We start from the raw sequence: 22,152 nt of genomic DNA, 5'->3' as shown, positions 1-22,152 counted from the left end.
AGCCTCGATACAATCGAGCCATGAGCTTATCCGACCTTACCTTCGTGCTCGGCGGCGCCCGCTCGGGCAAAAGCCGCCACGCCGAGCAGCTTGCGCATGCGCGCGCGGCAGAACTGACCGCGCCCGTCACCTATGTCGCGACGGCGCGCGAGACGGGCGACGCCGAATTTGCCGCACGCATCGCTCAGCATCGAGCCCGTCGGCCCGCGCATTGGCGGGTGGTCGAAGCGGGTGTCGATCTGGCCGGCGCGATCGCGCAAGCCGACGACGGCCGCACGTGCATCTTGCTCGACTGCCTCACGCTTTGGCTCGCCAATGTCCTCTGCCCGGCCGATGGGGAACCGGCGCGCGACTACGCGGCCCGCGCGGATGCGCTCGAAACCGCGCTTTTGCAAGCCAAGGGGCCGCTCATCGTCGTCAGCAACGAAATCGGCATGGGCGTCGTACCGATGGGTGCGATGACGCGCCAATACGTCGACGAACTGGGGCGGCTCAATCAACGCGTCGCGGCGATCGCTCGCGAGGTCACGCTGATGGTGGCGGGCCTGCCGATGACCGTCAAAAGCGGGCGGCCCCAATGAAGGCCGCGGCGCATGCGGGCGTGGTGCGGCATGCTGCCGCGTTGGTCTTCGGATGCGCGCTTGCGGCGCTCGGCGCGCGTTCGGCTCAGGCCTCGGTCACAGTCACCGACGACGGGGGCCAGCGCGTCACGCTCGCCGCGCCGGCCGAGCGCATCGTTGCGCTCGCGCCGCACGCAGTCGAGCTGGTCTATGCGGCCGGCGGCGGCGCCAAGCTCGTCGGCGCCGTCTCCTACAGCGATTATCCAAGTGCCGCGAAAACGCTGCCGCGCGTGGGTACGAATACGACGCTCGATCTCGAACGCATTGCCGCCTTGAGGCCCGACCTCGTCATCGTCTGGCGCCACGGCAATAGTCAACGCCAACTCGATCGTCTGCGGGAACTCGGCATTGCCTTGTATCGGAGCGAGCCGCACAAAATCGACGACGTCGCCACCGATTTGATCGCGCTCGGCACGCTGATGGGCACCGCAAGCCAAGCGCAAGCGGCGGCCGCCGACTATCGCGGCAAGATCGCCGCGCTGCGCGCCCGCTACGAGCGGCGCTCGCCCGTCAGCGTGTTTTACGAGGCATGGGCCGATCCGCTCATGACGTTGAACGGCGCCCAAATCATCAGCGACGTCATCGCGCTATGCGGCGGACGCAACGTCTTTGCGAACCTCGCGCCGCTCGTACCGACGGTATCGACGGAAGCGGTCGTCGCGGCCGATCCCGAAGCGATCGTCACCGCGAGCGCGGGCGCAACGAAGCCCGATGCGGTGCTGCCGAGCCTTGCGGCATGGCGCGCCTGGCCACGCATGACGGCCGTCGCGCGCGGCAATTTGTTCGCGATCGACGGCGATCTGATCACGCGGCCCGCGCCGCGTCTCGCGCAAGGCGCCGAAGCACTGTGCCGCGATTTGGATCTTGCGCGAGCGCGCAGGCCGGGCGCCGACGCTTCGGGCGCGCACTGAGGCGCGACGTCACCGTCGCGGCTCGGCCCGGTCAGACATTCCAATGCAACAGCCGCCAATCGCCCGCGTGCTCGCCACGCTGGAACCACACGACGGCGGCCATCTCGAGCGGCCATTTGAGGGTCGTCTCGATCGACTCGCCGAGCAGTAGCGCCGCAATCATGCGCATGACGCCCGCATGCGTCACGGCCAGTACGCTCGCGCCGGATGCAGCCGCCGGTTCGCGGCACATCGCGAGCCACGCATCGACACGCGCCTCGAATTGCGCGACGCTCTCGCCGCCGTGAGCACGCGCATGACGCAGATCGGCGCTCCAGGCGTCGAGCGCCGCGCGATCGATCGCGTCCCAGCGCTGCCCTTCCCATGCGCCGAAATCGATCTCCCGCAGGCGGATATCGCTGCCGCACGCTTTGCCGAGCAGCAGCGCGAGCCGGTGGGCGACATCGGCGCAGCGACGTAAAGGACTCGTCGCGAAACGCGACGGCGGCGGTACGGCCAGCGCCGCGAGACGGGCGGCGAGCGCACGAGCCGACTCGGCCGCATCGCCGGCCAACGGCACATCGGTGCTTCCGTAGCAGATGCCGGCTTCGATGGCGGGCGCCGGGTGGCGGATCAGAACGAGGTCCACGCGAGTGCGGTCAAGTAGAAAACGAGTTCGAAGCTCTGCTGGGCGAATCCGAGACAGTCGCCCGTATAGCCGCCGAGCCGGCGCGTGAAATACCGGCCCAATAAAAAGCGTAGAACCAACGCGAGCGCGAGCCCGGCCACTCCCGCTCGCCAGTCCGGCATGGCAAGCCACACGAGACCGAGCGCAAGGGCGACGCTAAGCGCACGCGGGGACATACGCTGCGCGACCGGCTTGGCCTTGCCCTGCTCGCGCGCGTACTCGTGCGTGGCCAGATAGCTGACGGCCAGCGCCCGGCTCGCGGCATGCGCGCCCACCATCGTCCACGCGACGGTCGCCGCAGGCAGCGCGGCCAGTGTCTGCCACTTGAGCGCGAGCGCCATCATAAGCCCGATCGCGCCGAACGCGCCGAGGCGCGGATCGCGCATGATGCGCAGCGCATCGTCGCGGCTCGCCGCCCCACCGAAGCCGTCGCAACAATCGGCCAGCCCGTCTTCATGCAATGCCCCAGTGGCGGCGAGCGTGCCGATCATCGACAGCAACACCGAGACACCGGCGGGGAAGACGCGCATTGCGCTGAGGTAGATCAGCGCTCCCCACGCTCCGACGAGCGCCCCCGCGAGCGGAAAGTAACGCGCCGCGCCGGCGAGATCGTCCGCGTCGAGCGCGATCGACCGCGGGATGGGGATACGGGTGAAGTAGCCGAGCGCGGCGAGGACATATCGCGCCTGCTTGCGCCAAAACGCGCGGTGCGCGAGCGCTGCGGCGCCGTCGTTCGGCACAGCGGCTAATGCGCTCGTCGATCGCTCTTCTTTCATCGAACCTCGGGGCCAGCGACGCCGGCCGATTCGAAGCTGGCCATATCGCTCAGGACCGCGACGGCCGCGCGCAACACCGGCACGGCGAGCGCCGCGCCCGTCCCTTCGCCGAGCCGCATATCGAGCGACAGCAAAGGCTTCGCGCCGAAGTAATCGAGCATGCGCCGATGGCCGGCCTCATTGGACAGATGCGCGAAGACGCAGTAATCGCGCACGGCCGGCGCGATCGCGTCCGCCACGACCAGCGCCGACGTAGCGATGAAGCCATCGACGAGGATCGTCATCTTCGCCTCGGCGGCGGCCAGGTAGGCGCCCGTCATCATCGCAATTTCGAATCCGCCGAACGTGGCCAGCACGTCGATCGGCCCGCTCACGCCGCTATGCAGCGCGAGTGCGTTCGCTAGAACATTGCGCTTGCGCGCAAGGCCCGCATTGTCGAGACCGGTGCCGCGGCCCACGCAGTCATCGATGGGCACGCCGCACAGCCGGCTCATCAAACATGCGGCCGACGACGTATTACCGATTCCCATTTCGCCGAAGCCGATCACGTTCGTGCCGAGCGCCGCATGGTGACGTACGCGCGCCGCCCCCGCACGCATTGCCGCAAGGGCTTCCTCGCGCGTCATCGCGGGCCCGTGGGCGAAATTGCGCGTACCGGGGCGAATCGGCACATCGATGAGTCCGGGCAACGGCGCGATGGGCGTCGCGACGCCCGCATTGACGACTTCGAGCGCCACCTCGGACACGCGGCTGATCGCGTTGATCGCCGCCCCGCCCGTCAGGAAGTTGGCCACCATTTGTGCCGTGACTTCCTGAGGATAGGGGCTCACGCCCTCCTGCACGATGCCGTGGTCGCCGGCGAAGACGATCATGGCCGGGCGCTCGACGGTGGGACGCGTGCTCTGCTGGATCATGCCCATTTGACGCGCGAGCACCTCGAGCATACCGAGACTGCCGAGCGGCTTCGTCTTGTTGTCGATCATGTGCGAAAGCGCGCCGCGCAGCGAGCGATCGAGCGGTTCGACGATGGGCAAAGGAAGTGATGCGTTCATACTCGGTTCAAATATCGAAGCTGATTGCGAGGCCGGCGAGACTCTCGCATAAAAGGCCTGATCGCGCTCAGCGAAGGACTCACCATACTCGCATGCACGGGTTGACCACAATTCGGTAAAACCGCCACGCGGCCCGGCCGGCTGTGGCGGAGTCACTATCTGGCACGCCGCGCGCCGCCGGGATCACTGAGCGGGCAACGCGGGCACCAGCGCCTCGTAGCCGCCCTGCTCGATCAGCACCATCGGATAACCGAAGACACGGCTCGCGAGCGCCGGCGCGAGTACTTCGCGCGCGGCGCCGGGATACGCGTTGCCGTTGCCGTCGAGCAACAGCGCATGGGTCGCGAAACGCCGGGCGAGATTCAAGTCGTGGCACGAAAACACGATCGTACGCGGCAACGCCCGAGACCATTGCACCAGCGCGTTCATGCACTCGATCTGGTGATGCCAATCGAGAAATGCGAGCGGCTCGTCCAGCAGCAGCAGCGGCGCATCCTGGCACAGCGCCGCGGCGAGCGCAACGCGCTGGCGCTCTCCCCCCGAGAGCGATAGGACGTTGCGCGAGGCAAACGCATCGAGCCCGACGCGCGCCAGCGCCGCGAGCGCGGCCGCCCGGTCGGCCGGCCCCTCCCATCCCCAGCCCGTCAAATGCGGAAAACGATTGAGCAAGACGATGTCGAGCACGCTCGCGCCGAACGCATCGTGCGACGTCTGCGGCATCAATGCGCGCCGCCGCGCGAGCGCCGCGGCGGGCCATGCCTCGATGTCCTCGCCGTCTACTGCCACGCGGCCGCCGGCCGGCCGCGCCAGGCCGGCGAGCGTCGTCAGCAACGTGGTCTTGCCCGCGCCGTTCGGCCCGGCGATGCACCAGATCTCGCCGGGATAGAACGTGTGCGTGAAGTCCTCGAGCAGCGTGCGCGAGCCGGCGCGCAACGTCAAATGCTGCGCCCCAAGGGACGCGGGACGGCGTTCGGGATCGATCGGGGTCAGCGATTTCATCGACGGACGGAACCGAGCATCCACAGAAAGACGGGAACGCCCACGAGCGCGGTCACGACGCCGACCGGCAATTGCGCCGGCGCGATGACCGTGCGCGCGGCGAGATCTGCGCTCATAACCGCCACGCCGCCGGCCAGCGCGCTGGCCGGGACGAGCATGCGCTGGTCGTTGCCGAGCACGAGCCGCAACGCATGCGGCACCACGAGGCCGACGAAACCGATCGTGCCTGCCGTCGTGACGCTGGCGGCGGCGGCGAGCGAGGCCACGAGATAAATACGCAGCCGCAGCCGCGTCGCGGGGACGCCGAGCGATGCGGCCAGCGCATCGCCGCGCAACAGCACGTTCAGTTGCGGCGCGACGGGCAAGCACACCGCGAGCGCGAGTACGAGGGCGGCGAGCGCCCAGCTAGGATTGGCCGCGCCGTTCAAATCGCCGGTCAGCCAAAACACGATGCCGCGCAACCGGTCGTCGGGCGCCAGCGCGATGAGAAGCGTGATCAGAGCGCCCCACCCCGTCGCGACGACGACACCCGTCAGCAGCAGCCGAGGCGACGCTTCTTGCGGCTCGCCGCGCCAAAACTCGCGGCGCGCGAGACCCAATACGAGCGCGACCGACAGCACGGCGCCGCCGAACGAGGCGAGATCGACGAGCCACCACGCTCCGCCGGCGAGGAGCGCCGCCACCGCGAACGCGGCCGCACCGCCCGAGACGCCGAGCACATAAGGCTCGGCCAGCGGGTTGCGTAGCAGCACCTGCAGCAGCGCGCCGGCAAGGGCGAGCAACGCCCCGCACCCGAACCCCGCGAGGGCGCGCGGCAGGCGCAGCGTGCGCACGATTTCGCCGGCAAGGTCGGGGCCCGCGCCGTCGTGCGTGGGCCAATGCACCAACGCAAGCAAGGCGCGAGCGGGCGGCACGGGGACGCTGCCGAGCATCAGCGCGGCCGTGAATACGACGAGCGCGGCCAACGCGAGGACGATCCATACGAGCGCGGCCCGCCTAGCCGTCATCACTGCATGCGCGCGCGAGGCCGATAGGTTCATCGCCGCGCGCTCGCGGCTTGGCATCGGCGCGACCGATAGGCGAAGCGATCCGAACCGCCCCGCATTTCACTGCTGCTGCCAGCCGATCGTGACAAAGGCGCCGCGACGCGACGTGTTGTAGGTATAGGCGAGTTCATAGTGCTTGTCGAACAAGTTGTCGATATGGGCGCTGACGTACCAAGCCTTGCTGATGTCGTAACGCGCCGATAGGTTCACGATACCGAATCCGCCCAGCGGGGTGCCGCTATCGTTGCGCGGCCCGCTGACGATCCATTCCCCGCCGGCCCGCCACGCGCCGAACGAGCGGTTGGCGGAAAGGGACGCGAAGTGCCTGGCGCGGCGAGTGAGGTCGGTATCGGCAATCTCGTCGACAGGATTTTGCACCGTCAGCGCGGCGCGCACGTCCGTTTTGCCCACGCGCCCGCTAAAGGAGCCTTCGAGCCCTTGCACCTTCGCTCGGCCGACGTTTTCCGCGAGATAAAACATTCCGCCCTGCGTCGGCACGTAGTTGATCAGATCGGTGTAGTGCGTCTGAAACGCCGTCAGCCGCACGACGCCGAGCGAATCCGAAGCGTATTGCAGCGCCGCCTCCACCGAGTGGCTTCGCTCCGGCCGAATCGACAGATTGCCGCTGCCCGGAAAATAAAGGTCGTCGAAGCTCGGCGCGCGAAACGCGCTCGAATAACTCGCGGTAGCCTTCCAATGCTCGGTGAAATCGAGCCCATAACCGAGATAGTACGTGTTGGCGCCGCCGAAATCCGAATACTGATCGCGCCGCACGTTCGCTTGGATTTGATTGGCGCCGAAACGGGCGGTGTATCCGGCAAACACCGAATTTACGTGCCGATCGGGCGCGCTGACCATATCCGATCGCAGGCTTTGATCGAGCCGCTCGTAGCCGGCTTGGAGCTTTTGCCGCGGCGTAAGCTTGAAATCGTTCTGCCAACTGAATTGCCGATTGTCGGTATCGAAACGGTTGTTGTAGACGCCGTTCGTTTTGTCCACCGCGCGATCGTCGCCGAGCCCCGCGGTGAAGTGCGTGGTCCACCAATCGGTCAGCTTGCCGTTCGCGAATACGGAAGCCACGCGGACCATGCTGTAGAGATAGTTGACGTCGGTCGGCAGGCCATAGGCGTTGTCGAACGAGTTTTTCCCGTTCGACTGGAAGTAGCGCGCGCCCGCGTCCCAGCCGTGCTCGAACGTATGACGCAGCGTGGCCGACACGCTCTCGTTCAAATACCCGTCGGCGCCCGGATTCGCATTCGGCGCAAGCGCCGGGTCGATCGCCGAAAAACCGTCGTCCTTGGAACGGGCGACGTGCACGCTCAATGTAGTCTTGCCGTCCTTATCGAGCGCGCCGTTCACACCGGCTTGCTGCGTCTGCGTGTGATAGCTGCCGTAGCCGAGCGAGAAATCGAAACGCGGCGGATGATCGCCGCCTTGCTTCGTAAACACTTGCACGACGCCGCCCATCGCGCCCGAGCCGTAGAGCGCCGAGACGTCGCCGTTCACCACCTCGACGTGGTCCACCGCCGATAACGGAATCTGCCCGAGCTGGCTCTGGCCCAGGCTGACCGAATCGACGCGTACGCCGTCGATCAGCACGAGCGACTGCGGGCCCGAGCCCCCACGCAAAAACATCGTCACGTTCGACCCGGGCGGCCCGTTGCGCACAATCTGCACACCCGGCGCCTGCGACAGCAAACCGGGGAGATCGGTGGCCGTCGAATCGGCGACGTCTTGCCGCGAGAAGCGTGTCGTTTGCGCGATGGCTTCGGAGAGCGGCTGCGGGCCGCGCTGCGCGGTCACGACGATCGGTTCGAGCGAGCGGCAAGATCCCGAGGGGTCGAGCGATGCATCGCAAGGAGCGGATGCCGTTTGCGCGAGCGCGACGAACGGCGAAGCCGCGAACGCAACGAGCGCCGCGCGGACAGTAGGCGTGGACATCTTATGGTGTTCCCGTGGGGCCGGCGCGCGGCTCTCTCCCCGCAGACCGCGCCGTCATCGAGCGCTTCGTATCGCGCTCCCCCTTTGGCCGGTATCCGGGCTGACGACGAACCGCCTCCGCCTTCCCGCGCGGACGCGCAGTGGCCATGGAGCGGGTGCGCGACAGGCATTCGCCTATCTCGCAAGTCGCTTACCGTTGGCGGGGGGCAGCACAGGTTGGCTCGTCCGGGCGGACTTCGCTCCCTGTTTCCCGTTTAACCGCGCGCGAGTGAGACCTGCGCGCGAGCACCAAAGTGCCGCCAGTGTAGGAGCGGGTTGCGAGAGCGTCAAGAAACGCACCCGCGGCCGGAGAGTCAAAAAAACCCTGCAAACATCGTGCTAAAACGCGCGATCGAGAAGAAAACGCAGCACGGTTACGTCTGGATACGAGAGAACGATCGGAACTGCGGCTATTTAGCGCTAAAATGCGGGGTCTTTAGAGGACGCAGCAGATGCTCAACGAACTCGAATCCCTCTCACAGAATATCGGCCGGCTGATCGCGGTCAACGAACGCCAGCAGCAGGCACGCCACGCGCTCGAGGAACAGCTCGCGCAATTGCGTCAAGAAAATGAAACGGCCCAGGCCGAGCTCGCACAGTTGCGTGAAGCGCGTAACGCGCTGCAAGCGGAGCGCGACGCGCTCGTGGCGAAGATCGACGACGCGCAGGTGCGCCTGAATGCGATTCTCGAGAAACTGCCGCGCGGCAAAGGCCCGTACGATTCCGACAGCCAACTCGATCTGCTCGCTTCGCAGCAAGAGAAGGTCGAACCCGGCGCCGTGCAGCACGGAGAAGATGCATGACGACGAAACAAATCGAAGCTACGATACTCGGACAAAGCTACCGCCTGGCGTGCTCGCCCGAAACGGAAGCCGCACTGCTCGAAGCGGTGGCGCGCGTCGATGCCGAGATGACGAAAATCCGCAACGCGAGCAACGTACGGGGCACCGATCGGATCGCCGTGATGGCCGCGCTCTCGCTCGCATCGGAGCTCTTGAAGCTGCAACAAAGCGTGCGTCACGGAGAGGCGTTTCCCGCGGAAGAAATCCGGCGTACAATGCGGCAAATGAACGAAAAACTCGGTGCGGTGCTCGATCAACACGAGGCGCTGTAACGAGCGGCAGTTCCACGGTTTCAATAAAAGGTTTTACGGCTTCCCTGCCTGGTTCGCCAAGGTCATAGATTCCTTGAACCAATGCCATGTGCACGGTTGCGGAAATTTGTAGCACGGGTGTGCGCGTCACTCTGTCTGATGTACCCGAAGTGCTGCTAACTGCGACCAATTCTGAACCTCAGGTTCAGGATGCCGGCCTAGCGGCTAAGGCGGGGACTTTATTCGACGGCATCGGTGCTACCGATGCCGTTTTCATTTGTGGCCCGCCCCTTTCGATTCGCTCGACTGACTCGATTCGCCTATGCGCTACTGGCTCATGAAGTCCGAACCGGACGAAGCAAGCATCGACGACCTCTACGCGGCCCCGAACCGCACGCTGCCCTGGACCGGTGTGCGCAACTATCAGGCGCGTAACTTCATGCGCGACATGATGGGAATCGGCGACGGCGTGCTCTTCTATCATTCGAGCTGTGCGGAACCTGGCATCGCCGGCATTGCCGAAGTCGTGTCGGGCGCCTATCCCGATCCCACGCAATTCGACCCCAAGAGTGCGTACTACGATGCCAAATCGACGCGCGAAACGCCGCGCTGGATGCTCGTGGACGTACGCTTCGTGAAGAAAACGCCGTTGGTGCCGCTAGCGCAATTGCGCGCCTACCCGGAGCTTGCCGGTATGCGCGTCCTCGCCAAGGGCAACCGGTTGTCGATCACACCCGTGACCGAGGACGAATGGCGTTTCATCACCGAGCGGTTGGCGTAGCGCGCGGCGAGGCAGGCGCCCTACCCGGGTTTGCATGGTCCCGGTCCCAACGCCATGTCATGAAGTGGAGCCCAATCAATGAGAAAAACAATCGCCGCGCTTTCTTTCGCGGCCGCCTTGCCGCTCGCGCTGGCTGCGCGAGGCTCGAGTGCGGATACCGTCGTCACGCAACAGCCGCCCTCGGGCGTACTCTCGCTCTCGGCGCAAGCAAGCCGGGAAGTCGCGCAAGACACCGTTGAAATCACGCTGTTCTACGAACAGGAGGCGGCGGATCCGTCGTCGCTGACGAACGCGCTCAATTCGCATGCCGAGACCGCGCTTGCGCAAGCCAAAGGCGTGAGCGAGGTACAGGCGCGCACGGGGACCTTCTCGATTTACCCGATGACCGATCGCGACGGACGGATTTCCGCATGGCGCGGCCGCACGGAGATCGTTCTGAAGTCGCACGATTTCGGCGCGGCCTCAAAGCTCGCGGGCAAGCTGGCGTCTGTCATGCAGGTGGGCAACGTGACGTTCTCGCTGTCGCCCGAGGCACAGCGCACCGTGGCGCAAGGCCTAGCCGGCCAGGCCATTCAAAACTTCCGGGAGCAAGCGCAGACGGCCGCGAAGGCGTTCGGTTATGGGGGCTTCACGATTCGCGAAGTGGACGTGAACAGCAATAGCGGCTCGCAGCCGCGCCCGATGTTCGCGATGCGCGCGATGGCAGCCGAGGCCAAAGCCGCCGCGCCAGTGCCGGTGGAAGGGGGCACGTCCACAGTGACCGTGAACGTGTCCGGCTCGGTGCAGATGACGCGGTAGTTGCAACGATCGGCAACGATGGCGGCGATGACCGTCGTCGCGCCTTCCTGAAACGCTTAAGCGATCGCACGGCCGAGCTGGCCGCGCGATCCGGTGAACGTCAGCTCGATGCGGCGCCCGCGGGCGCCGGACGGCCGCGCCGATACGACCACACGAGCATCGCGATGCCCGCGACGATCATCGGCAGCGAAAGCCACTGCCCCATCGAGAATCCCAGCGCGAGCAGCCCCAGGAAATCGTCCGGCTCGCGCGCGAATTCCACGATGAAGCGGGCCAGCCCATAGCCGATCAGAAACACGGCGGAAGCCGCCCCGACCGGCCGCGGCTTGCGCGTGAAGAACCACAATACGAAAAAGAGCGTCACCCCTTCGAGCGCGATCTCATAGAGTTCGGACGGATGACGCGGCAACATGTGGTACTTCGCGAACACGTCGGCCAGATGCCACTGCGCCGCCAGTTGCGGATGGCGCGTGAGCCAAAGCGCATCGTCGGCCGATGCGTTCTGGAACAGCATGGCCCACGGCGCATCGGGACTCGTCACGCGGCCCCACAGTTCGCCGTTGATGAAGTTGCCCAAGCGGCCCGCCGCGAGGCCCGTGGGCACCATGGGCGCCACGAAATCGGTCACCTGCAGCCAGGTGCGTCCCCGTTGATAGGCGAACAGCACCATCGCCAGCGTGACGCCGAGAAAGCCGCCGTGAAACGACATGCCGCCTTGCCAGACCTTGAAGACATCGAGCGGATGCGCGAAGTAGTAATCGGCTTTGTAAAACAGAACGTAACCGAGCCGCCCGCCCAGAATCGTACCGAGCACGCCGTAGAACAGGATGTCGTCGATGTCCTTGGTCGTCCAGCCCTGGGCCGCCACGTGCGGCAGACGCAAACGCAGCCGCGCGACGACGATCGCCAGCACGAATCCGACGAGGTACATGAGGCCGTACCAGCGCACCGCAAGCGGACCGGCATGAATCGCAATGGGATCGAAATTTGGATGAATCAGCATCGTATGGCTTTCGGCATTGAAAAGTGAGGCGGCGCATGCGCCGCGCTTAGGCATCGCGTTTAAGCATCGCTTTACGCACCGTGTTCGCGCGTATCCTTCGCTCGCGCCGGCCGGCGCGCGGCACCCGCTCGCGGCACGCCGTGCCCTTGCACCGCGCGCACGATATCGATAAAACCGGCCAGCACCGGGCTCACGTCGGCCGTCCGCCAGACGAGGCCAGTCTCGACGAGCGGCGCCCGCTCGGCCAGCGGCCGGTAGACCACCCCGGTACGCCGCAGATTACGTAACGATTGCGGCACCAGCGCGACGCCCATCCCGGCCGACACGAGGCTCACGATCGTCTGCATCTGAATAGCTTCTTGGCCGATGCGCGGCGTGAGCCCGGCCGCGCCGTAGCAGCCCGTAATGATGTCATAAAAGCCCGGCGCCAAACGGCGCGGGAAGATCACGAGCGGCAATTGTCCGAGATCGGCAAGCGAAACGGGCTCGTCGGCCCAATCGGGCGGCTCGCCGCGGCCGCGATGACGCACGCTGGACGCGGGCAGCGCCGCCACGAGCGGCTCGCGCATGACGGGCAGATAGGTCAACGCGGCCGCGTGGCGCGGCGGCAGCGGGGCAATGATGAGACCGGCATCGATGCGGCCCGCGACGAGTTCCTCGACCTGCACGTCGCTCGTCGCCTCCGTCAAGTTCAACCGCACGCGCGGATGACGGACCGCGAACTCGCGTAGGAGTTGCGGCAGCAAGCCGTAATCGGCCGTCGAAACGAACGCGAGCGCCAGCGCCCCGGCCTCGCCGCGCGCCAGGCTCTGGGCGAGCGGGCGCAGCGTCTCGGCCGCGGCAAGCAACTTGCGCACCTCCGGCAGCAGGTCGGCGCCCACCGCGGTCAGCTCGACCGTGCGCTTCGTGCGCGCGAACAATTCGACCCCGAGCGCGTCCTCGAGCGCGCGGATCGCCTGTGACAGCGGCGGCTGCGTCATCGACAGCCTGCGCGCCGCGCGTCCGAAGTGGCGCTCCTCGGCGACGGCGACGAAGTAGCGCAATTGGCGCAGATCGGGGGTCATGGCAGCGGCTCCGGAGGCGACGTCTTCGATATTGAATTCGACTTAGTGCGTGATGAATCATATATTGGACACGCACCACCGAGCGCGGCATGCTGGCCCACGCCTCACGCGCGGCGCGCGCCGCGCCGGCGGCGTACTCCCGCACCATGGCCCGCCGTCCCCGTTTCCGATCCACGAACCGGAGCTCTGATATGGCTTACAACCGTCGGTCCCAGCACATCACGCAAGGCGTCGCGCGCGCCCCGAACCGCTCGATGTTCTATGCGCTCGGCTACGAGAAGGACGACTTCGACAAGCCGATGATCGGCATCGCCAACGGGCACTCGACGATCACGCCGTGCAACGCGGGCTTGCAAAAGCTGGCCGACGCCGCCGTGGCCGCCGTCGAGGAAGCGGGCGCGAACGCGCAGATGTTCGGCACGCCGACGATCTCGGACGGCATGTCGATGGGCACCGAGGGGATGAAATACTCGCTCGTCTCGCGCGAAGTCATCGCCGATTGCATCGAGACTTGCGTGCAAGGCCAATGGATGGACGGCGCGGTCGTGATCGGCGGGTGCGACAAGAACATGCCGGGCGGCATGATCGCGCTCGCCCGCATGAACGTACCCGGCATCTATGTCTACGGCGGCACGATCCGGCCCGGACATTGGAAGGGGAAAGACCTGACGATCGTCTCGTCGTTCGAAGCCGTGGGCGAGTTCACGGCCGGACGGATGTCGCAAGAAGACTTCGAGGGCATCGAACGCAATGCCTGTCCGAGCACGGGCTCGTGCGGCGGCATGTACACCGCGAACACGATGAGCTCATCGTTCGAAGCGCTCGGCATGTCGCTGCTCTACTCGTCGACGATGGCCAACCCCGACGAGGAAAAAGTCGCCTCCAGCGCCGAATCGGCGCGCGTGCTCGTGCAGGCCGTGAAGCGCGATTTGAAACCGCGCGACATCATCACGCGCGAATCGATCGAGAACGCCGTGGCATTGATCATGGCAACGGGCGGCTCGACCAACGCGGTGCTCCACTATCTCGCCATCGCCCACGCGGCCGAGGTACCTTGGACGATCGACGACTTCGAGCGGATTCGCAAGCGCGTGCCCGTCATCTGCAATCTCAAGCCGTCCGGCGAGTACGTGGCGACCGACCTGCATCGCGCGGGCGGCATTGCGCAGGTGCTCAAGATTTTGCTCGATGCGGGCCTGCTGCACGGCCACTGCATGACGATCACGGGCAAGACGATCGCCGAGGAACTGAAAGATATCCCGAGCGCGCCGCGCGCCGATCAGCAAGTAATTTTTCCGATCGACCGGGCGCTTTACCCCGAAGGGCATCTTGCTATTTTGAAAGGCAACCTCGCGCAAAACGGCGCCGTGGCGAAGATCACGGGCCTGAAGAACCCCGTCATCACGGGACCCGCGCGCGTTTTCGAAGACGAACAAAGCGCGCTCGCCGCGATCTTGGACGACCGGATTCGCGCAGGCGACGTGCTCGTGCTGCGCTACCTAGGCCCGCAAGGCGGACCCGGCATGCCCGAGATGCTCGCGCCGACCTCCGCGTTGATCGGCAAAGGGCTCGGCGAATCGGTCGGTCTCATCACGGACGGCCGCTTCTCGGGTGGAACCTGGGGCATGGTGGTGGGGCATGTCGCGCCCGAGGCATTCGTGGGCGGCACGATCGCCCTCGTGCAAGAAGGCGACTCGATCACGATCGACGCGCACAAGCTGCTGCTGCAACTGAACGTCGACGATCGGGAACTGGAGCGGCGTCGGGCGGCATGGACGCCGCCGCCCCCGCGCTACACGCGCGGCGTTCTGGCGAAATTCGCGGCGCTCGCGCAGCCCGCCGACAAGGGCGCCGTGACGGGCTAGCCGGACTTACGGCGCGAAGTTGCGGCGCGGGCTAACGACGCGGACTAACGGCGCGGTGTATGCCGCGCCAACTCCTCGCTCACGGCATCGCGCACCCAATGCCCGAGTTCTTGCTCGAGCGCGCCGAGGACCTCGCGCGTCACTTGCCGCACGAGCCAGTTCGTGTGCTCCTCGATCGCATCGCGGCATCGCGCTTCCACCACCGCGCGCGCGTCCTGCCGCAAATAGCTCGCGAAACGTCCGCGCAAGCGCTCGGCGATGAATTCGACATCGCGTGCGTCGAATACGGGCGCCGCGCCGGTGCTCGCAACGGGCGGCGTGTACGCACCCGGCTCCGAGGTAGGATGCGATTCGGCCTGAGGCGCCGGCGCGAACGCGCTCCGAGGCGCACTCGACGTCTCGGGCGCGCCATGCGCCTGCGTCTCGCCCGGACGGCCGATCGACGGCCGGCCCGGAACGATGACGTCGGTCAACATCGGAATCGAATTCGGGTCGTGGGGATCGGTCATGGGTGTCTCCCTAAATCATTGAACGCGTCGGCGCAAATGCGCCAGCGCGAACGCTCATGCGCCCTGGGTCTCGCCCTGCTTGTAATTGTTGAGCGCATACCCGCGATCGCGATAGAAACGATACCGTTCGCGCCCGGCGCCGAGTTCCTCGTCGGTCGTGCCGACGATTTCGAGCAGCCGCTCGAAGCGCGCGAACTGCGCCGGCACGGCAGGCGCGAGGTTCAACAAGATCTGATGATGCGGCACGCGGGCAAGATCCGTGGCCAGCACGATCGGCGTGCGCGCGGCCAGCGCGCTGTCCGCCATGCAATGCGGCAGAAAATCGAGCGGCGAGAACGTCCAAAGCCGCTCGTCGAACGCGCGCAACCGCCCCGGATCGGCCAGCACGACGAGCGGCTGGCCGGCCTGATAGGCTTTGCGCGCGAGCCGGCAGGCATACAGCAACGGATCGCCGACGTTCGTATGGAAGTCGATACGCGTCACCGCGGCACTCCGCCTGCTTGCCTACCCACCGCCATCATTGCCCCGCGCGATCGATCAGGAACTGCGTGAGCAGCGGCACGGGACGGCCCGTCGCGCCCTTGGCCGCGCCGCCCTTGTGCGCGACGCCCGCGACATCCAGGTGCGCCCAAGGATAGGCTTGCGTGAAGCGCGACAGGAAGCACGCCGCCGTCACGCTGCCCGCCGGACGGCCGCCGATGTTCGCCAAATCGGCGAAGTTCGACTTGAGCTGCTCGTGGTACTCCTCGTCGAGTGGCATGCGCCAGGCCGGATCCACCGCTTCGCGCGAGGCGTCGAGCAACTCGCCGGCAAGCGCGTCGTCCTTCGAGTACAGGCCCGCGTTGTGATGGCCGAGCGCGATGATGCAAGCGCCCGTGAGCGTCGCGATGTCGACCACGGCCGCGGGCTTGAAACGCTCCGCATAGGTCAGCGCATCGCACAATATCAGGCGCCCTTCGGCGTCGGTGTTGAGCACTTCGATCGTGAGGCCCGACATGCTCGTGACGATGTCGCCGGGCTTCGTGGCCTGGCCGCTCGGCATGTTCTCGACGGCCGGCACGATGCCGACGACGTTCAGCTTCAGGCCCAGTTCGGCGACGGCACGCAGCGTGCCGAACACGGAAGCCGCGCCGCACATGTCGAACTTCATCTCGTCCATGCCCTCGCCCGGCTTCAGCGAGATGCCGCCGCTGTCGAACGTGACGCCCTTGCCCACGAGCACGATCGGCGCCGCCTTGGCCGGACCGCCCTGATATTGCATGACGATGAACTGCGGCGGCTGCACCGAGCCGGCCGAGACCGACAGCAGCGAACCCATTTTCAGCGCCTCGAGCTGCTTCTGGCCGAGCACCTCGACCTTGAGCTTGAAATCCTTGCCGAGCTGCTTCGCGGTTTCGCCGAGGTAGGTCGGCGTGCAGATATTGCCGGGCAGATTGCCCAGATCGCGCGCGAAATCCATGCCGTTGGCGATGGCCTGCGCGTGTTTCAGCGCGAGCTTGGCGAGCTTTTCGTCGGCCGGATCGACGGTCACGACGACGCGCTTGAGCGCATATTTGGCCGGCTCCGGCTTGCTCTTGAGCTGCACGAACTGATAGGTTTCGCCGCGCAACGCGAGCAGCGCGGCGCGCGCGTTCCACTCGGCCGAGCGATCCTTGACGGGCAACTGCGCGAGGGTGAACGTGGCTTGCACGATCTTCGTGCCGAGGATCGCGCGCCAGGCGGCCCGGGCGGCGTCCGTATAAGCTTTCTGCCCGAACGCGTCTTGCTTGCCGAGGCCCACCAGCAGCACGCGCGAGGCGCCGATTCCTTCCACTTCATGCAAGAACAGCGTCGAGCCGCTCTTGCCCTGCATGTCCCCCGCCTTCACGATGCGTGTGAGGAGCCCCTTCGTGGCGGCGTCGATTTCAAGCGCCGCGCCCGAAAGCGACTGCCCCTCAAACACACCGATCACGATGCAATCGGATTTCCCCGTCAGAAAACCGCCCGTCGTGCCCTTCGTCCAGTCACAGGCTTTTATGCTAAAGTCCATCGCGCTTGTCCTCGGATAAAATCGGCTTAACTTTGGTAACGAAGCCGCAATTATCCGCTATTTTTTCCTTGGCGTCGGAACCGCGCGCGCGAATGCCGGCCGCCCTCTCGCATCGACGATGATCTTCGAACGCTCCCTGCAGCGCGAGCTAGCGTATACGGCCGGTGCCGTATTCATGGTGCTGCTCACTATCTTCCTGACGACGATGATGATCCGCATCGTCGGCTATGCCGCGTCCGGCGAGGTCGATCCCAAGGACGTCGTCGTCCTCATCGGCCTCACCGTCATCGGCTACATCGCCGTGATGCTCGTCGTCACGATGTTCGTCTCGATTCTGTTCGTGCTCACGCGCTGGTATCGCGACTCCGAGATGGTCGTGTGGCTCGCCTCGGGCGTGAGCCTCACGCAATTCATCAAGCCGATCGCGAAATTCGCGGGGCCGCTGATCGTGCTCGTCGCATTTTTCGCCTACGTCGGCTGGCCCTGGTCGAACGCGCAGAGCAAGCTCATTCGCGCGCGCTTTCAGCAGCGCGACGAGGTGTCGATGCTCGCGCCCGGCCAGTTCCGCGAATCGCCCGCCTCGCATCGCGTCTTTTTCATCGAAAAAATGACGCCCGATCAAGCGCACGTCCAAAACGTATTCGTCACGAGTACGGAGAACGGCAAGGTCAGTGTCGTCGTGTCGCAGTACGGCCGCACGGAAACGATGAAGGACGGCTCGCGCTTCGTCGTCCTCGAGAACGGCCGCCGGTACGACGGCGAGCCGGGCAAGCCCGATTTCCGCATCATGGAATTCAAGAATTACGGCGTCAAAATCACGCATCAGCCCGTGGTCAACACGCCGAGCACGACGAGCCTCTCGACGGCCGCGCTGCTGCGCCACCCCACGCACGACAATCTCGCGGAATTCGCGTGGCGCACAGGGTTGCCGCTCATGGCCATCAATCTGATGCTGCTCGGCATTCCGCTCGCCTATCAAAACCCGCGGCGCGGACGCACGATCAATCTCGTGATGGCCGTCTTGATCTTCCTCACCTATTCGAACCTGCTCAACGTCGTGCAGTCTTGGCTCGAGCAGGGCAGGATCTCGTTCGTGGTCGCGCTGGTAGGCTTGCACATCGTGGCCGCGCTCGTCGTGGTCGCCGTGTTTTGGCTGCGGGTGCGCAATCGGCCGCTGATTCCGCGCGCATGGTTCGCGCGAGGAGCCTGACACGATGCGCATCTACGAACGATATTTCGCGCGCCAGGTCTATCTCGCGTTCGTCTTCATCCTATTTGCGTTCTCGGGTCTGTTCTTCTTCTTCGACCTGATCAATGAACTGAACACGGTCGGCCACGGCAACTACAAATTCGGCTACGCCGTCCTGCGCGTGGCGCTGCAAACGCCGTCGCGCTTTTACGAGATCATTCCTGTCGCCGCGCTGATCAGCGGGATCTACGTGTTCGCGCAGATGGCGGCCAGTTCCGAATACACGATCTTCCGCGTGTCGGGCTTGTCCACGGGGCAAGCCCTGCGCTCGCTGCTGAAAATCGGCATCCCGCTCGTCGCGATGACCTATTTCATCGGTGAAGTCGTCGGCCCCTATTCCGATCAACTGTCCGAACGGGTGCGGCTCGAGGCGCTCGGCTCGGCCGTCTCGAGCAATTTCGCCTCGGGCGTCTGGGTCAAGGACACGCTCACGGCGCGCGAGGACGGCCAACAGGTCACGCGCTTCGTGAACGTCGGCGAGTTGATGCCCGACACGACAATCGCCAACGTGCGGATCTACGAATTCGATCCGGGCTTCCGGCTGACGAATCTGCGCACCGCGCAGACAGGCCGCTACGAAGGCAACGGCCACTGGCTGCTCAAGGGCGTCACCGACACCCAGCTCAAGAGTTTGCCGACGCCGGCGGCCGCCACGCCCGCGGACGCGCTCAATCCCGTTTATCGCGCTGCGCAAGTCACGTTGCCCGAGTACTCGCTGCGCTCGGAACTGACGCCGCAGATTCTGTCGGTGCTGCTGGTTTCGCCCGACCGCATGTCGATCTTCAATCTATTCCGCTATATCGAGCACCTCGTCGAGAATCATCAGGACACGCAGCGCTATGAGATTGCGCTCTGGAAGAAGCTGCTCTATCCGTTCGCGGTGCTCGTCATGTTCGTGTTGGCGCTACCGTTCGGGTATCTGCATACGCGCGCGGGCGTCGTCGGCGCGAAAGTGTTCGGCGGCATCATGCTCGGCATGAGCTTCCAGCTCATCAACACGCTGTTTTCGCACGTGGGCATGCTCAATACGTGGCCGGCGCCCGTCACGGCGGCCACGCCGGGTCTTATCTATCTCGCGCTCGGGCTGGCGGGGCTCAAGTGGGTCGACCGGCACTGAGGCCGGCAAGGCAGGCGCCGATGAACGCAAACGTCATGGCTCCGCGCGGTATCGTACTGTTCGCGCACGGTGCGCGCGATGCGCGGTGGGCCGAGCCGTTCGAGCGGCTCGCCGCCAAGCTGCGCGCGCTGAGCGAGCCCGGCACGCAGGTATCGCTCGCGTTTCTCGAATTGATGACGCCAGATCTCGCGGGCGCCGTCGCCGCACAAGTCGCGGCGGGCTGCAAGTCGATTACGGTCGTGCCGGTGTTTTTCGGGCAAGGCGGCCACGTACGGCGCGATCTTCCGCTCATCATCGACGCATGCCGGGCGGCGCATCCCGACGTCGATATCCGCGGCACCGTGCCCGTCGGCGAAGACGATGCCGTGCTCGATGCGCTGGCGGCTTACTGCTTACGCCAGCTTGGCGAAGGGGCGCCCGGGGCGAGCGCCTGACAGATAGGCTCGGCCTCGACGCGGGCTACGGTTAGGCGGCGTGCACGTACCCGTCGCGTTCGACGCCGTTTGTGTCATCCGGATGGGATCGGGACGTATCGCCCGTCGCCGGCGTGCGCTGTGCAAACGCTTCTCCAATCATCAATAAGCTCGGCTGGCTGGCATCGAGCCAGGACTGCGCCTCGCCCATGGCGAGGGCCTCGAGCGTCAACGTCAGCGTGCGTTCGCGCGGCGTGCTGCATGCCTCGACGATCGCAACGGGCGTCGCGCCGGGACGTCCGGCGTCGATCAGTTGCTGGGCGATGTCGGGCGCGCTGTCGCGGCCCATGTAAAAGACGAGCGAATCGGCGTTGACGGCCTCGCGGATCGCTTCGGTATCGGGCGCTCGACTCTTCGTTGCAAGCGCCACGCTGCGCGATACGCCGCGCAACGTCAGCGAGCGCTTCACCGACGCAGCGGCCGCCAGCGCCGCCGTGATGCCCGGCACGACTTCGTAGTCGATGCCCGCCTCTTCGAGCGCGCGCATTTCCTCGTCGGCCCGCCCGAACAACATCGGGTCGCCGCCCTTCAGGCGTACGACGACCGCGTGCGAACGCGCCGCATCGACGATCTGTTTGTTGATGAATTGCTGCGCCGTCGAGCGCTGGCCGCAGCGCTTGCCGACGGCGATCTTGCGGGCGTGCGGCGCATATTCGAGCATCGCGGGCTCGACGAGGGCATCGTGCAGCACGACCTCCGCCGCGCCCAATAAGCGGGCACCGCGCACCGTAATGAGATCCGCCGCCCCCGGTCCTGCACCGATCAAATACACCTTGCCCATTGCGCTTTCGTCCTCTCGCGTGTCCGGACGGCGCGTCGCGCGCCGCCTCGTTCTATATCACGCGGAATATGCACGAATCATACCGGCTGCGACCGTGTGATGCGTGGCCTCGTCGATGAGCACGAAAGCGCCCGTCGCCGGCTGTGCATCATAGGCGTCGCAGACGATCGGCTTTTGCAGCGTCAACGCTACGCGGCCGATATCGTTCATTTTGAGGTCGCGTACGTCGCTCGTATGCGAGAGCGTGTGAACGTCGAGCACTTCCTTCACCGAACCGATCCGCGCGAATACCGTATTAGTCGTCTGCTTGAGCAGATATTTACGCTGCGTGGAAAGCGGCTCGTCGTCGAACCAGCACAGATCGGCTTCGAGTTTCTTGGCCGGCTGCGGCGCCGCTTGCGCGGCCACGAACGTGTCGCCGCGCGAGACGTCCACGTCCTGCGCCAAGCGGATCGTCACCGTCTGACCCGCGAACGCGCGGTCCACCTGCGCCGTGCCGCCCGGAACCGGCGCAATGATCTCGGCCACCGTCGCCTCGCGCGCCGCCGGCAACACGACAATCGCATCGCCCACGCGCACCTCGCCCGCTTCCACCCGGCCCATGTAGCCGCGGAAGTCGTCCGCGCTCGAGCCGTCTTGACGCGCCACCCACTGCACCGGAAAGCGCAGCGCTTCGCCCGTGGGCTGCGCAACCGGCAGCGCCTCGAGCACGTCGAGCAGCGGCTCGCCCGCGTACCACGGCATCCGCTCGCTCGCCTGCACGATGTTGTCGCCCTTGAGCGCCGATACCGGCACGAAGCGCACGTTCGCAATGCCCAATTGACGAGCGAGCTCCACGTAGGCGTCGCGAATCTCGTTGAAGCGCGTCTCGCTGTATTCGACCAAGTCCATCTTGTTGATCGCCACGATCACGTGCTGCAAGCCGAGCAGCTTCACGATCGCGCTATGGCGCTTGGTCTGCGGCAATAGCACCGTCTGGCCGTCGTCCGTCTTCGTCACGCGCGTCGCATCGACGAGGATGATCGCCGCGTGCGCCGTGGACGCGCCCGTCACCATGTTGCGCGTGTACTGCTCGTGCCCCGGCGTGTCGGCGATGATGAACTTGCGCCGCGCCGTCGCGAAATAACGATAGGCCACGTCGATCGTGATGCCTTGCTCGCGCTCGGCTTCCAGGCCGTCCGTGAGCAGCGACAGATCGATGTCTTCGCCCACCGTGCGCTTGTTCTTCGCGCGCGAGAGCGCCGAGAGCTGGTCGGAGAGCACGGCGCGGCTGTCGTACAGCAAGCGCCCGATCAGCGTGCTCTTGCCGTCGTCCACGCTGCCCGCCGTGATGAAACGC

23 protein-coding genes, 1 other RNA gene and 1 riboswitch are annotated in these 22,152 nt (G+C 65.8%); of the genes, 11 read left to right on the top strand and 13 right to left on the bottom strand.

All coding sequences use genetic code 11. The annotated features are described in order from the left end of the window. Positions 1-20 precede the first annotated feature (20 nt). Positions 21-581, top strand: coding sequence for a bifunctional adenosylcobinamide kinase/adenosylcobinamide-phosphate guanylyltransferase (cobU, locus tag DXT59_RS06105; protein WP_116136031.1), 561 nt, complete (start codon positions 21-23; stop codon positions 579-581). Then, on the top strand, positions 578-1,531 hold the full coding sequence (locus DXT59_RS06100) for a cobalamin-binding protein (protein WP_116136030.1): 954 nt from the start codon (positions 578-580) through the stop codon (positions 1,529-1,531). Before cobU ends, DXT59_RS06100 begins: the two co-directional genes overlap by 4 nt. A 31-nt stretch (positions 1,532-1,562) precedes the next feature. Here DXT59_RS06100 and cobC read toward each other — a convergent pair whose 3' ends face one another. From cobC to DXT59_RS06070, 6 genes are all read right to left on the bottom strand, one after another. Beyond that, positions 1,563-2,159: an alpha-ribazole phosphatase gene (gene cobC / locus DXT59_RS06095; RefSeq protein ID WP_116136029.1), complete on the bottom strand. Its 597-nt coding sequence runs from the start codon at positions 2,157-2,159 to the stop codon at positions 1,563-1,565. Beyond that, the gene (locus tag DXT59_RS06090) at positions 2,144-2,974 is read right to left on the bottom strand and encodes an adenosylcobinamide-GDP ribazoletransferase (protein ID WP_116136028.1); all 831 of its coding nucleotides are present in this window, start codon (positions 2,972-2,974) and stop codon (positions 2,144-2,146) included. The genes cobC and DXT59_RS06090 overlap by 16 nt, the downstream gene beginning before the upstream one ends. Then, positions 2,971-4,026, bottom strand: coding sequence for a nicotinate-nucleotide--dimethylbenzimidazole phosphoribosyltransferase (gene cobT, locus DXT59_RS06085; RefSeq protein ID WP_116136027.1), 1,056 nt, complete (start codon positions 4,024-4,026; stop codon positions 2,971-2,973). The genes DXT59_RS06090 and cobT overlap by 4 nt, the downstream gene beginning before the upstream one ends. Positions 4,027-4,209: 183 nt before the next feature. Then, a complete protein-coding gene (locus DXT59_RS06080; protein ID WP_116136026.1) occupies positions 4,210-5,025 on the bottom strand; it encodes an ABC transporter ATP-binding protein in 816 nt (271 codons plus the stop codon). Continuing rightward, entirely contained in the window at positions 5,022-6,032 is a 1,011-nt protein-coding gene (locus DXT59_RS06075) for a FecCD family ABC transporter permease (protein WP_116136144.1), read from the bottom strand. Before DXT59_RS06075 ends, DXT59_RS06080 begins: the two co-directional genes overlap by 4 nt. Positions 6,033-6,131: 99 nt before the next feature. After that, positions 6,132-8,012 carry a TonB-dependent receptor plug domain-containing protein gene (locus DXT59_RS06070; protein ID WP_116136025.1) on the bottom strand — a complete coding sequence of 627 codons (1,881 nt, stop codon included), beginning with the start codon at positions 8,010-8,012 and terminating at the stop codon, positions 6,132-6,134. A 69-nt stretch (positions 8,013-8,081) separates the two neighbouring features. Next, a riboswitch (cobalamin riboswitch) is annotated at positions 8,082-8,319 on the bottom strand. 184 nt (positions 8,320-8,503) lie between these two features. Here DXT59_RS06070 and DXT59_RS06065 point away from each other — a divergent pair. From DXT59_RS06065 to DXT59_RS06045, 5 genes are all read left to right on the top strand, one after another. After that, positions 8,504-8,854 carry an ATPase gene (locus DXT59_RS06065; RefSeq protein ID WP_116136024.1) on the top strand — a complete coding sequence of 117 codons (351 nt, stop codon included), beginning with the start codon at positions 8,504-8,506 and terminating at the stop codon, positions 8,852-8,854. Next, complete coding sequence (locus DXT59_RS06060; protein ID WP_116136023.1) at positions 8,851-9,165, top strand: cell division protein ZapA; 315 nt, start codon at positions 8,851-8,853, stop codon at positions 9,163-9,165. The genes DXT59_RS06065 and DXT59_RS06060 overlap by 4 nt, the downstream gene beginning before the upstream one ends. Positions 9,166-9,203: 38 nt before the next feature. Next, positions 9,204-9,385, top strand: a non-coding RNA gene (ssrS, locus tag DXT59_RS06055) — 6S RNA. Positions 9,386-9,466: 81 nt separating this feature from the next. After that, positions 9,467-9,925 (top strand): EVE domain-containing protein, encoded by a 459-nt coding sequence (locus DXT59_RS06050; protein WP_116136022.1) that lies wholly within the window; start codon positions 9,467-9,469, stop codon positions 9,923-9,925. A gap of 78 nt (positions 9,926-10,003) precedes the next feature. Then, complete coding sequence (locus tag DXT59_RS06045) at positions 10,004-10,723, top strand: SIMPL domain-containing protein (RefSeq protein ID WP_116136021.1); 720 nt, start codon at positions 10,004-10,006, stop codon at positions 10,721-10,723. 100 nt (positions 10,724-10,823) lie between these two features. Here the strand turns inward: DXT59_RS06045 and lgt are convergent, their stop codons facing one another. Both lgt and DXT59_RS06035 read right to left on the bottom strand, forming a co-directional pair. Further along, positions 10,824-11,726, bottom strand: coding sequence for a prolipoprotein diacylglyceryl transferase (gene lgt / locus DXT59_RS06040; RefSeq protein WP_116136143.1), 903 nt, complete (start codon positions 11,724-11,726; stop codon positions 10,824-10,826). Positions 11,727-11,797: 71 nt separating this feature from the next. Further along, positions 11,798-12,790, bottom strand: a complete 993-nt coding sequence (locus tag DXT59_RS06035) for a LysR family transcriptional regulator (RefSeq protein ID WP_116136020.1) — start codon at positions 12,788-12,790, stop codon at positions 11,798-11,800. A 191-nt stretch (positions 12,791-12,981) separates the two neighbouring features. Here DXT59_RS06035 and ilvD point away from each other — a divergent pair, with 191 nt between their 5' ends. After that, the gene (ilvD, locus tag DXT59_RS06030; RefSeq protein WP_116136019.1) at positions 12,982-14,655 is read left to right on the top strand and encodes a dihydroxy-acid dehydratase; all 1,674 of its coding nucleotides are present in this window, start codon (positions 12,982-12,984) and stop codon (positions 14,653-14,655) included. A 44-nt stretch (positions 14,656-14,699) separates the two neighbouring features. On the opposite strand, the gene DXT59_RS06025 is transcribed toward ilvD, so the two are convergent. From DXT59_RS06025 to DXT59_RS06015, 3 genes are read right to left on the bottom strand one after another with little or no spacing between them, the layout of a single operon-like run. Further along, positions 14,700-15,164, bottom strand: a complete 465-nt coding sequence (locus DXT59_RS06025; protein WP_116136018.1) for a DUF2486 family protein — start codon at positions 15,162-15,164, stop codon at positions 14,700-14,702. Between the two features lie 54 nt (positions 15,165-15,218). Continuing rightward, complete coding sequence (locus tag DXT59_RS06020) at positions 15,219-15,647, bottom strand: DNA polymerase III subunit chi (RefSeq protein ID WP_116136017.1); 429 nt, start codon at positions 15,645-15,647, stop codon at positions 15,219-15,221. Between the two features lie 34 nt (positions 15,648-15,681). After that, entirely contained in the window at positions 15,682-17,193 is a 1,512-nt protein-coding gene (locus DXT59_RS06015; protein WP_116136016.1) for a leucyl aminopeptidase, read from the bottom strand. 118 nt (positions 17,194-17,311) lie between these two features. Between DXT59_RS06015 and lptF the strand changes: the two genes are divergently transcribed. The 3 genes from lptF to DXT59_RS06000 are packed head-to-tail and all read left to right on the top strand — an operon-like array spanning position 17,312 to position 19,993. After that, entirely contained in the window at positions 17,312-18,403 is a 1,092-nt protein-coding gene (gene lptF, locus DXT59_RS06010; RefSeq protein ID WP_116136015.1) for an LPS export ABC transporter permease LptF, read from the top strand. A 4-nt stretch (positions 18,404-18,407) separates the two neighbouring features. Next, positions 18,408-19,559 (top strand): LPS export ABC transporter permease LptG, encoded by a 1,152-nt coding sequence (gene lptG, locus DXT59_RS06005; RefSeq protein ID WP_116136014.1) that lies wholly within the window; start codon positions 18,408-18,410, stop codon positions 19,557-19,559. A 35-nt stretch (positions 19,560-19,594) separates the two neighbouring features. Next, positions 19,595-19,993 (top strand): sirohydrochlorin chelatase, encoded by a 399-nt coding sequence (locus tag DXT59_RS06000; protein WP_116136142.1) that lies wholly within the window; start codon positions 19,595-19,597, stop codon positions 19,991-19,993. Positions 19,994-20,024: 31 nt separating this feature from the next. Here DXT59_RS06000 and cobA read toward each other — a convergent pair whose 3' ends face one another. Beyond that, the gene (gene cobA / locus DXT59_RS05995; protein ID WP_116136013.1) at positions 20,025-20,813 is read right to left on the bottom strand and encodes a uroporphyrinogen-III C-methyltransferase; all 789 of its coding nucleotides are present in this window, start codon (positions 20,811-20,813) and stop codon (positions 20,025-20,027) included. Between the two features lie 57 nt (positions 20,814-20,870). Continuing rightward, positions 20,871-22,152: sulfate adenylyltransferase subunit 1 (locus tag DXT59_RS05990; protein ID WP_116136012.1), on the bottom strand; the 1,282-nt coding region annotated here is incomplete at its 5' end.

Source organism: Trinickia diaoshuihuensis (assembly GCF_003390925.1).
Classification (GTDB): Bacteria; Pseudomonadota; Gammaproteobacteria; order Burkholderiales; family Burkholderiaceae; genus Trinickia; species Trinickia diaoshuihuensis.
This window is presented reverse-complemented; position numbering and strand designations above follow the sequence as displayed.

Coding starts and splice junctions, on each gene's coding strand:
- cobT (WP_116136027.1), bottom strand. CDS start 4,026: ATGAACGCATCACTTCCTTTGCCCATCGTCGAACCGCTCGATCGCTCG.
- lptG (WP_116136014.1), top strand. CDS start 18,408: ATGCGCATCTACGAACGATATTTCGCGCGCCAGGTCTATCTCGCGTTC.
- DXT59_RS06070 (WP_116136025.1), bottom strand. CDS start 8,012: ATGTCCACGCCTACTGTCCGCGCGGCGCTCGTTGCGTTCGCGGCTTCG.
- DXT59_RS06060 (WP_116136023.1), top strand. CDS start 8,851: ATGACGACGAAACAAATCGAAGCTACGATACTCGGACAAAGCTACCGC.
- lgt (WP_116136143.1), bottom strand. CDS start 11,726: ATGCTGATTCATCCAAATTTCGATCCCATTGCGATTCATGCCGGTCCG.
- DXT59_RS06035 (WP_116136020.1), bottom strand. CDS start 12,790: ATGACCCCCGATCTGCGCCAATTGCGCTACTTCGTCGCCGTCGCCGAG.
- DXT59_RS06080 (WP_116136026.1), bottom strand. CDS start 5,025: ATGAAATCGCTGACCCCGATCGATCCCGAACGCCGTCCCGCGTCCCTT.
- cobA (WP_116136013.1), bottom strand. CDS start 20,813: ATGGGCAAGGTGTATTTGATCGGTGCAGGACCGGGGGCGGCGGATCTC.
- DXT59_RS06065 (WP_116136024.1), top strand. CDS start 8,504: ATGCTCAACGAACTCGAATCCCTCTCACAGAATATCGGCCGGCTGATC.
- lptF (WP_116136015.1), top strand. CDS start 17,312: ATGATCTTCGAACGCTCCCTGCAGCGCGAGCTAGCGTATACGGCCGGT.
- DXT59_RS06075 (WP_116136144.1), bottom strand. CDS start 6,032: ATGACGGCTAGGCGGGCCGCGCTCGTATGGATCGTCCTCGCGTTGGCC.
- DXT59_RS06015 (WP_116136016.1), bottom strand. CDS start 17,193: ATGGACTTTAGCATAAAAGCCTGTGACTGGACGAAGGGCACGACGGGC.
- DXT59_RS06100 (WP_116136030.1), top strand. CDS start 578: ATGAAGGCCGCGGCGCATGCGGGCGTGGTGCGGCATGCTGCCGCGTTG.
- DXT59_RS06090 (WP_116136028.1), bottom strand. CDS start 2,974: ATGAAAGAAGAGCGATCGACGAGCGCATTAGCCGCTGTGCCGAACGAC.
- ilvD (WP_116136019.1), top strand. CDS start 12,982: ATGGCTTACAACCGTCGGTCCCAGCACATCACGCAAGGCGTCGCGCGC.
- DXT59_RS06000 (WP_116136142.1), top strand. CDS start 19,595: ATGGCTCCGCGCGGTATCGTACTGTTCGCGCACGGTGCGCGCGATGCG.
- DXT59_RS06050 (WP_116136022.1), top strand. CDS start 9,467: ATGCGCTACTGGCTCATGAAGTCCGAACCGGACGAAGCAAGCATCGAC.
- cobU (WP_116136031.1), top strand. CDS start 21: ATGAGCTTATCCGACCTTACCTTCGTGCTCGGCGGCGCCCGCTCGGGC.
- DXT59_RS06045 (WP_116136021.1), top strand. CDS start 10,004: ATGAGAAAAACAATCGCCGCGCTTTCTTTCGCGGCCGCCTTGCCGCTC.
- DXT59_RS06025 (WP_116136018.1), bottom strand. CDS start 15,164: ATGACCGATCCCCACGACCCGAATTCGATTCCGATGTTGACCGACGTC.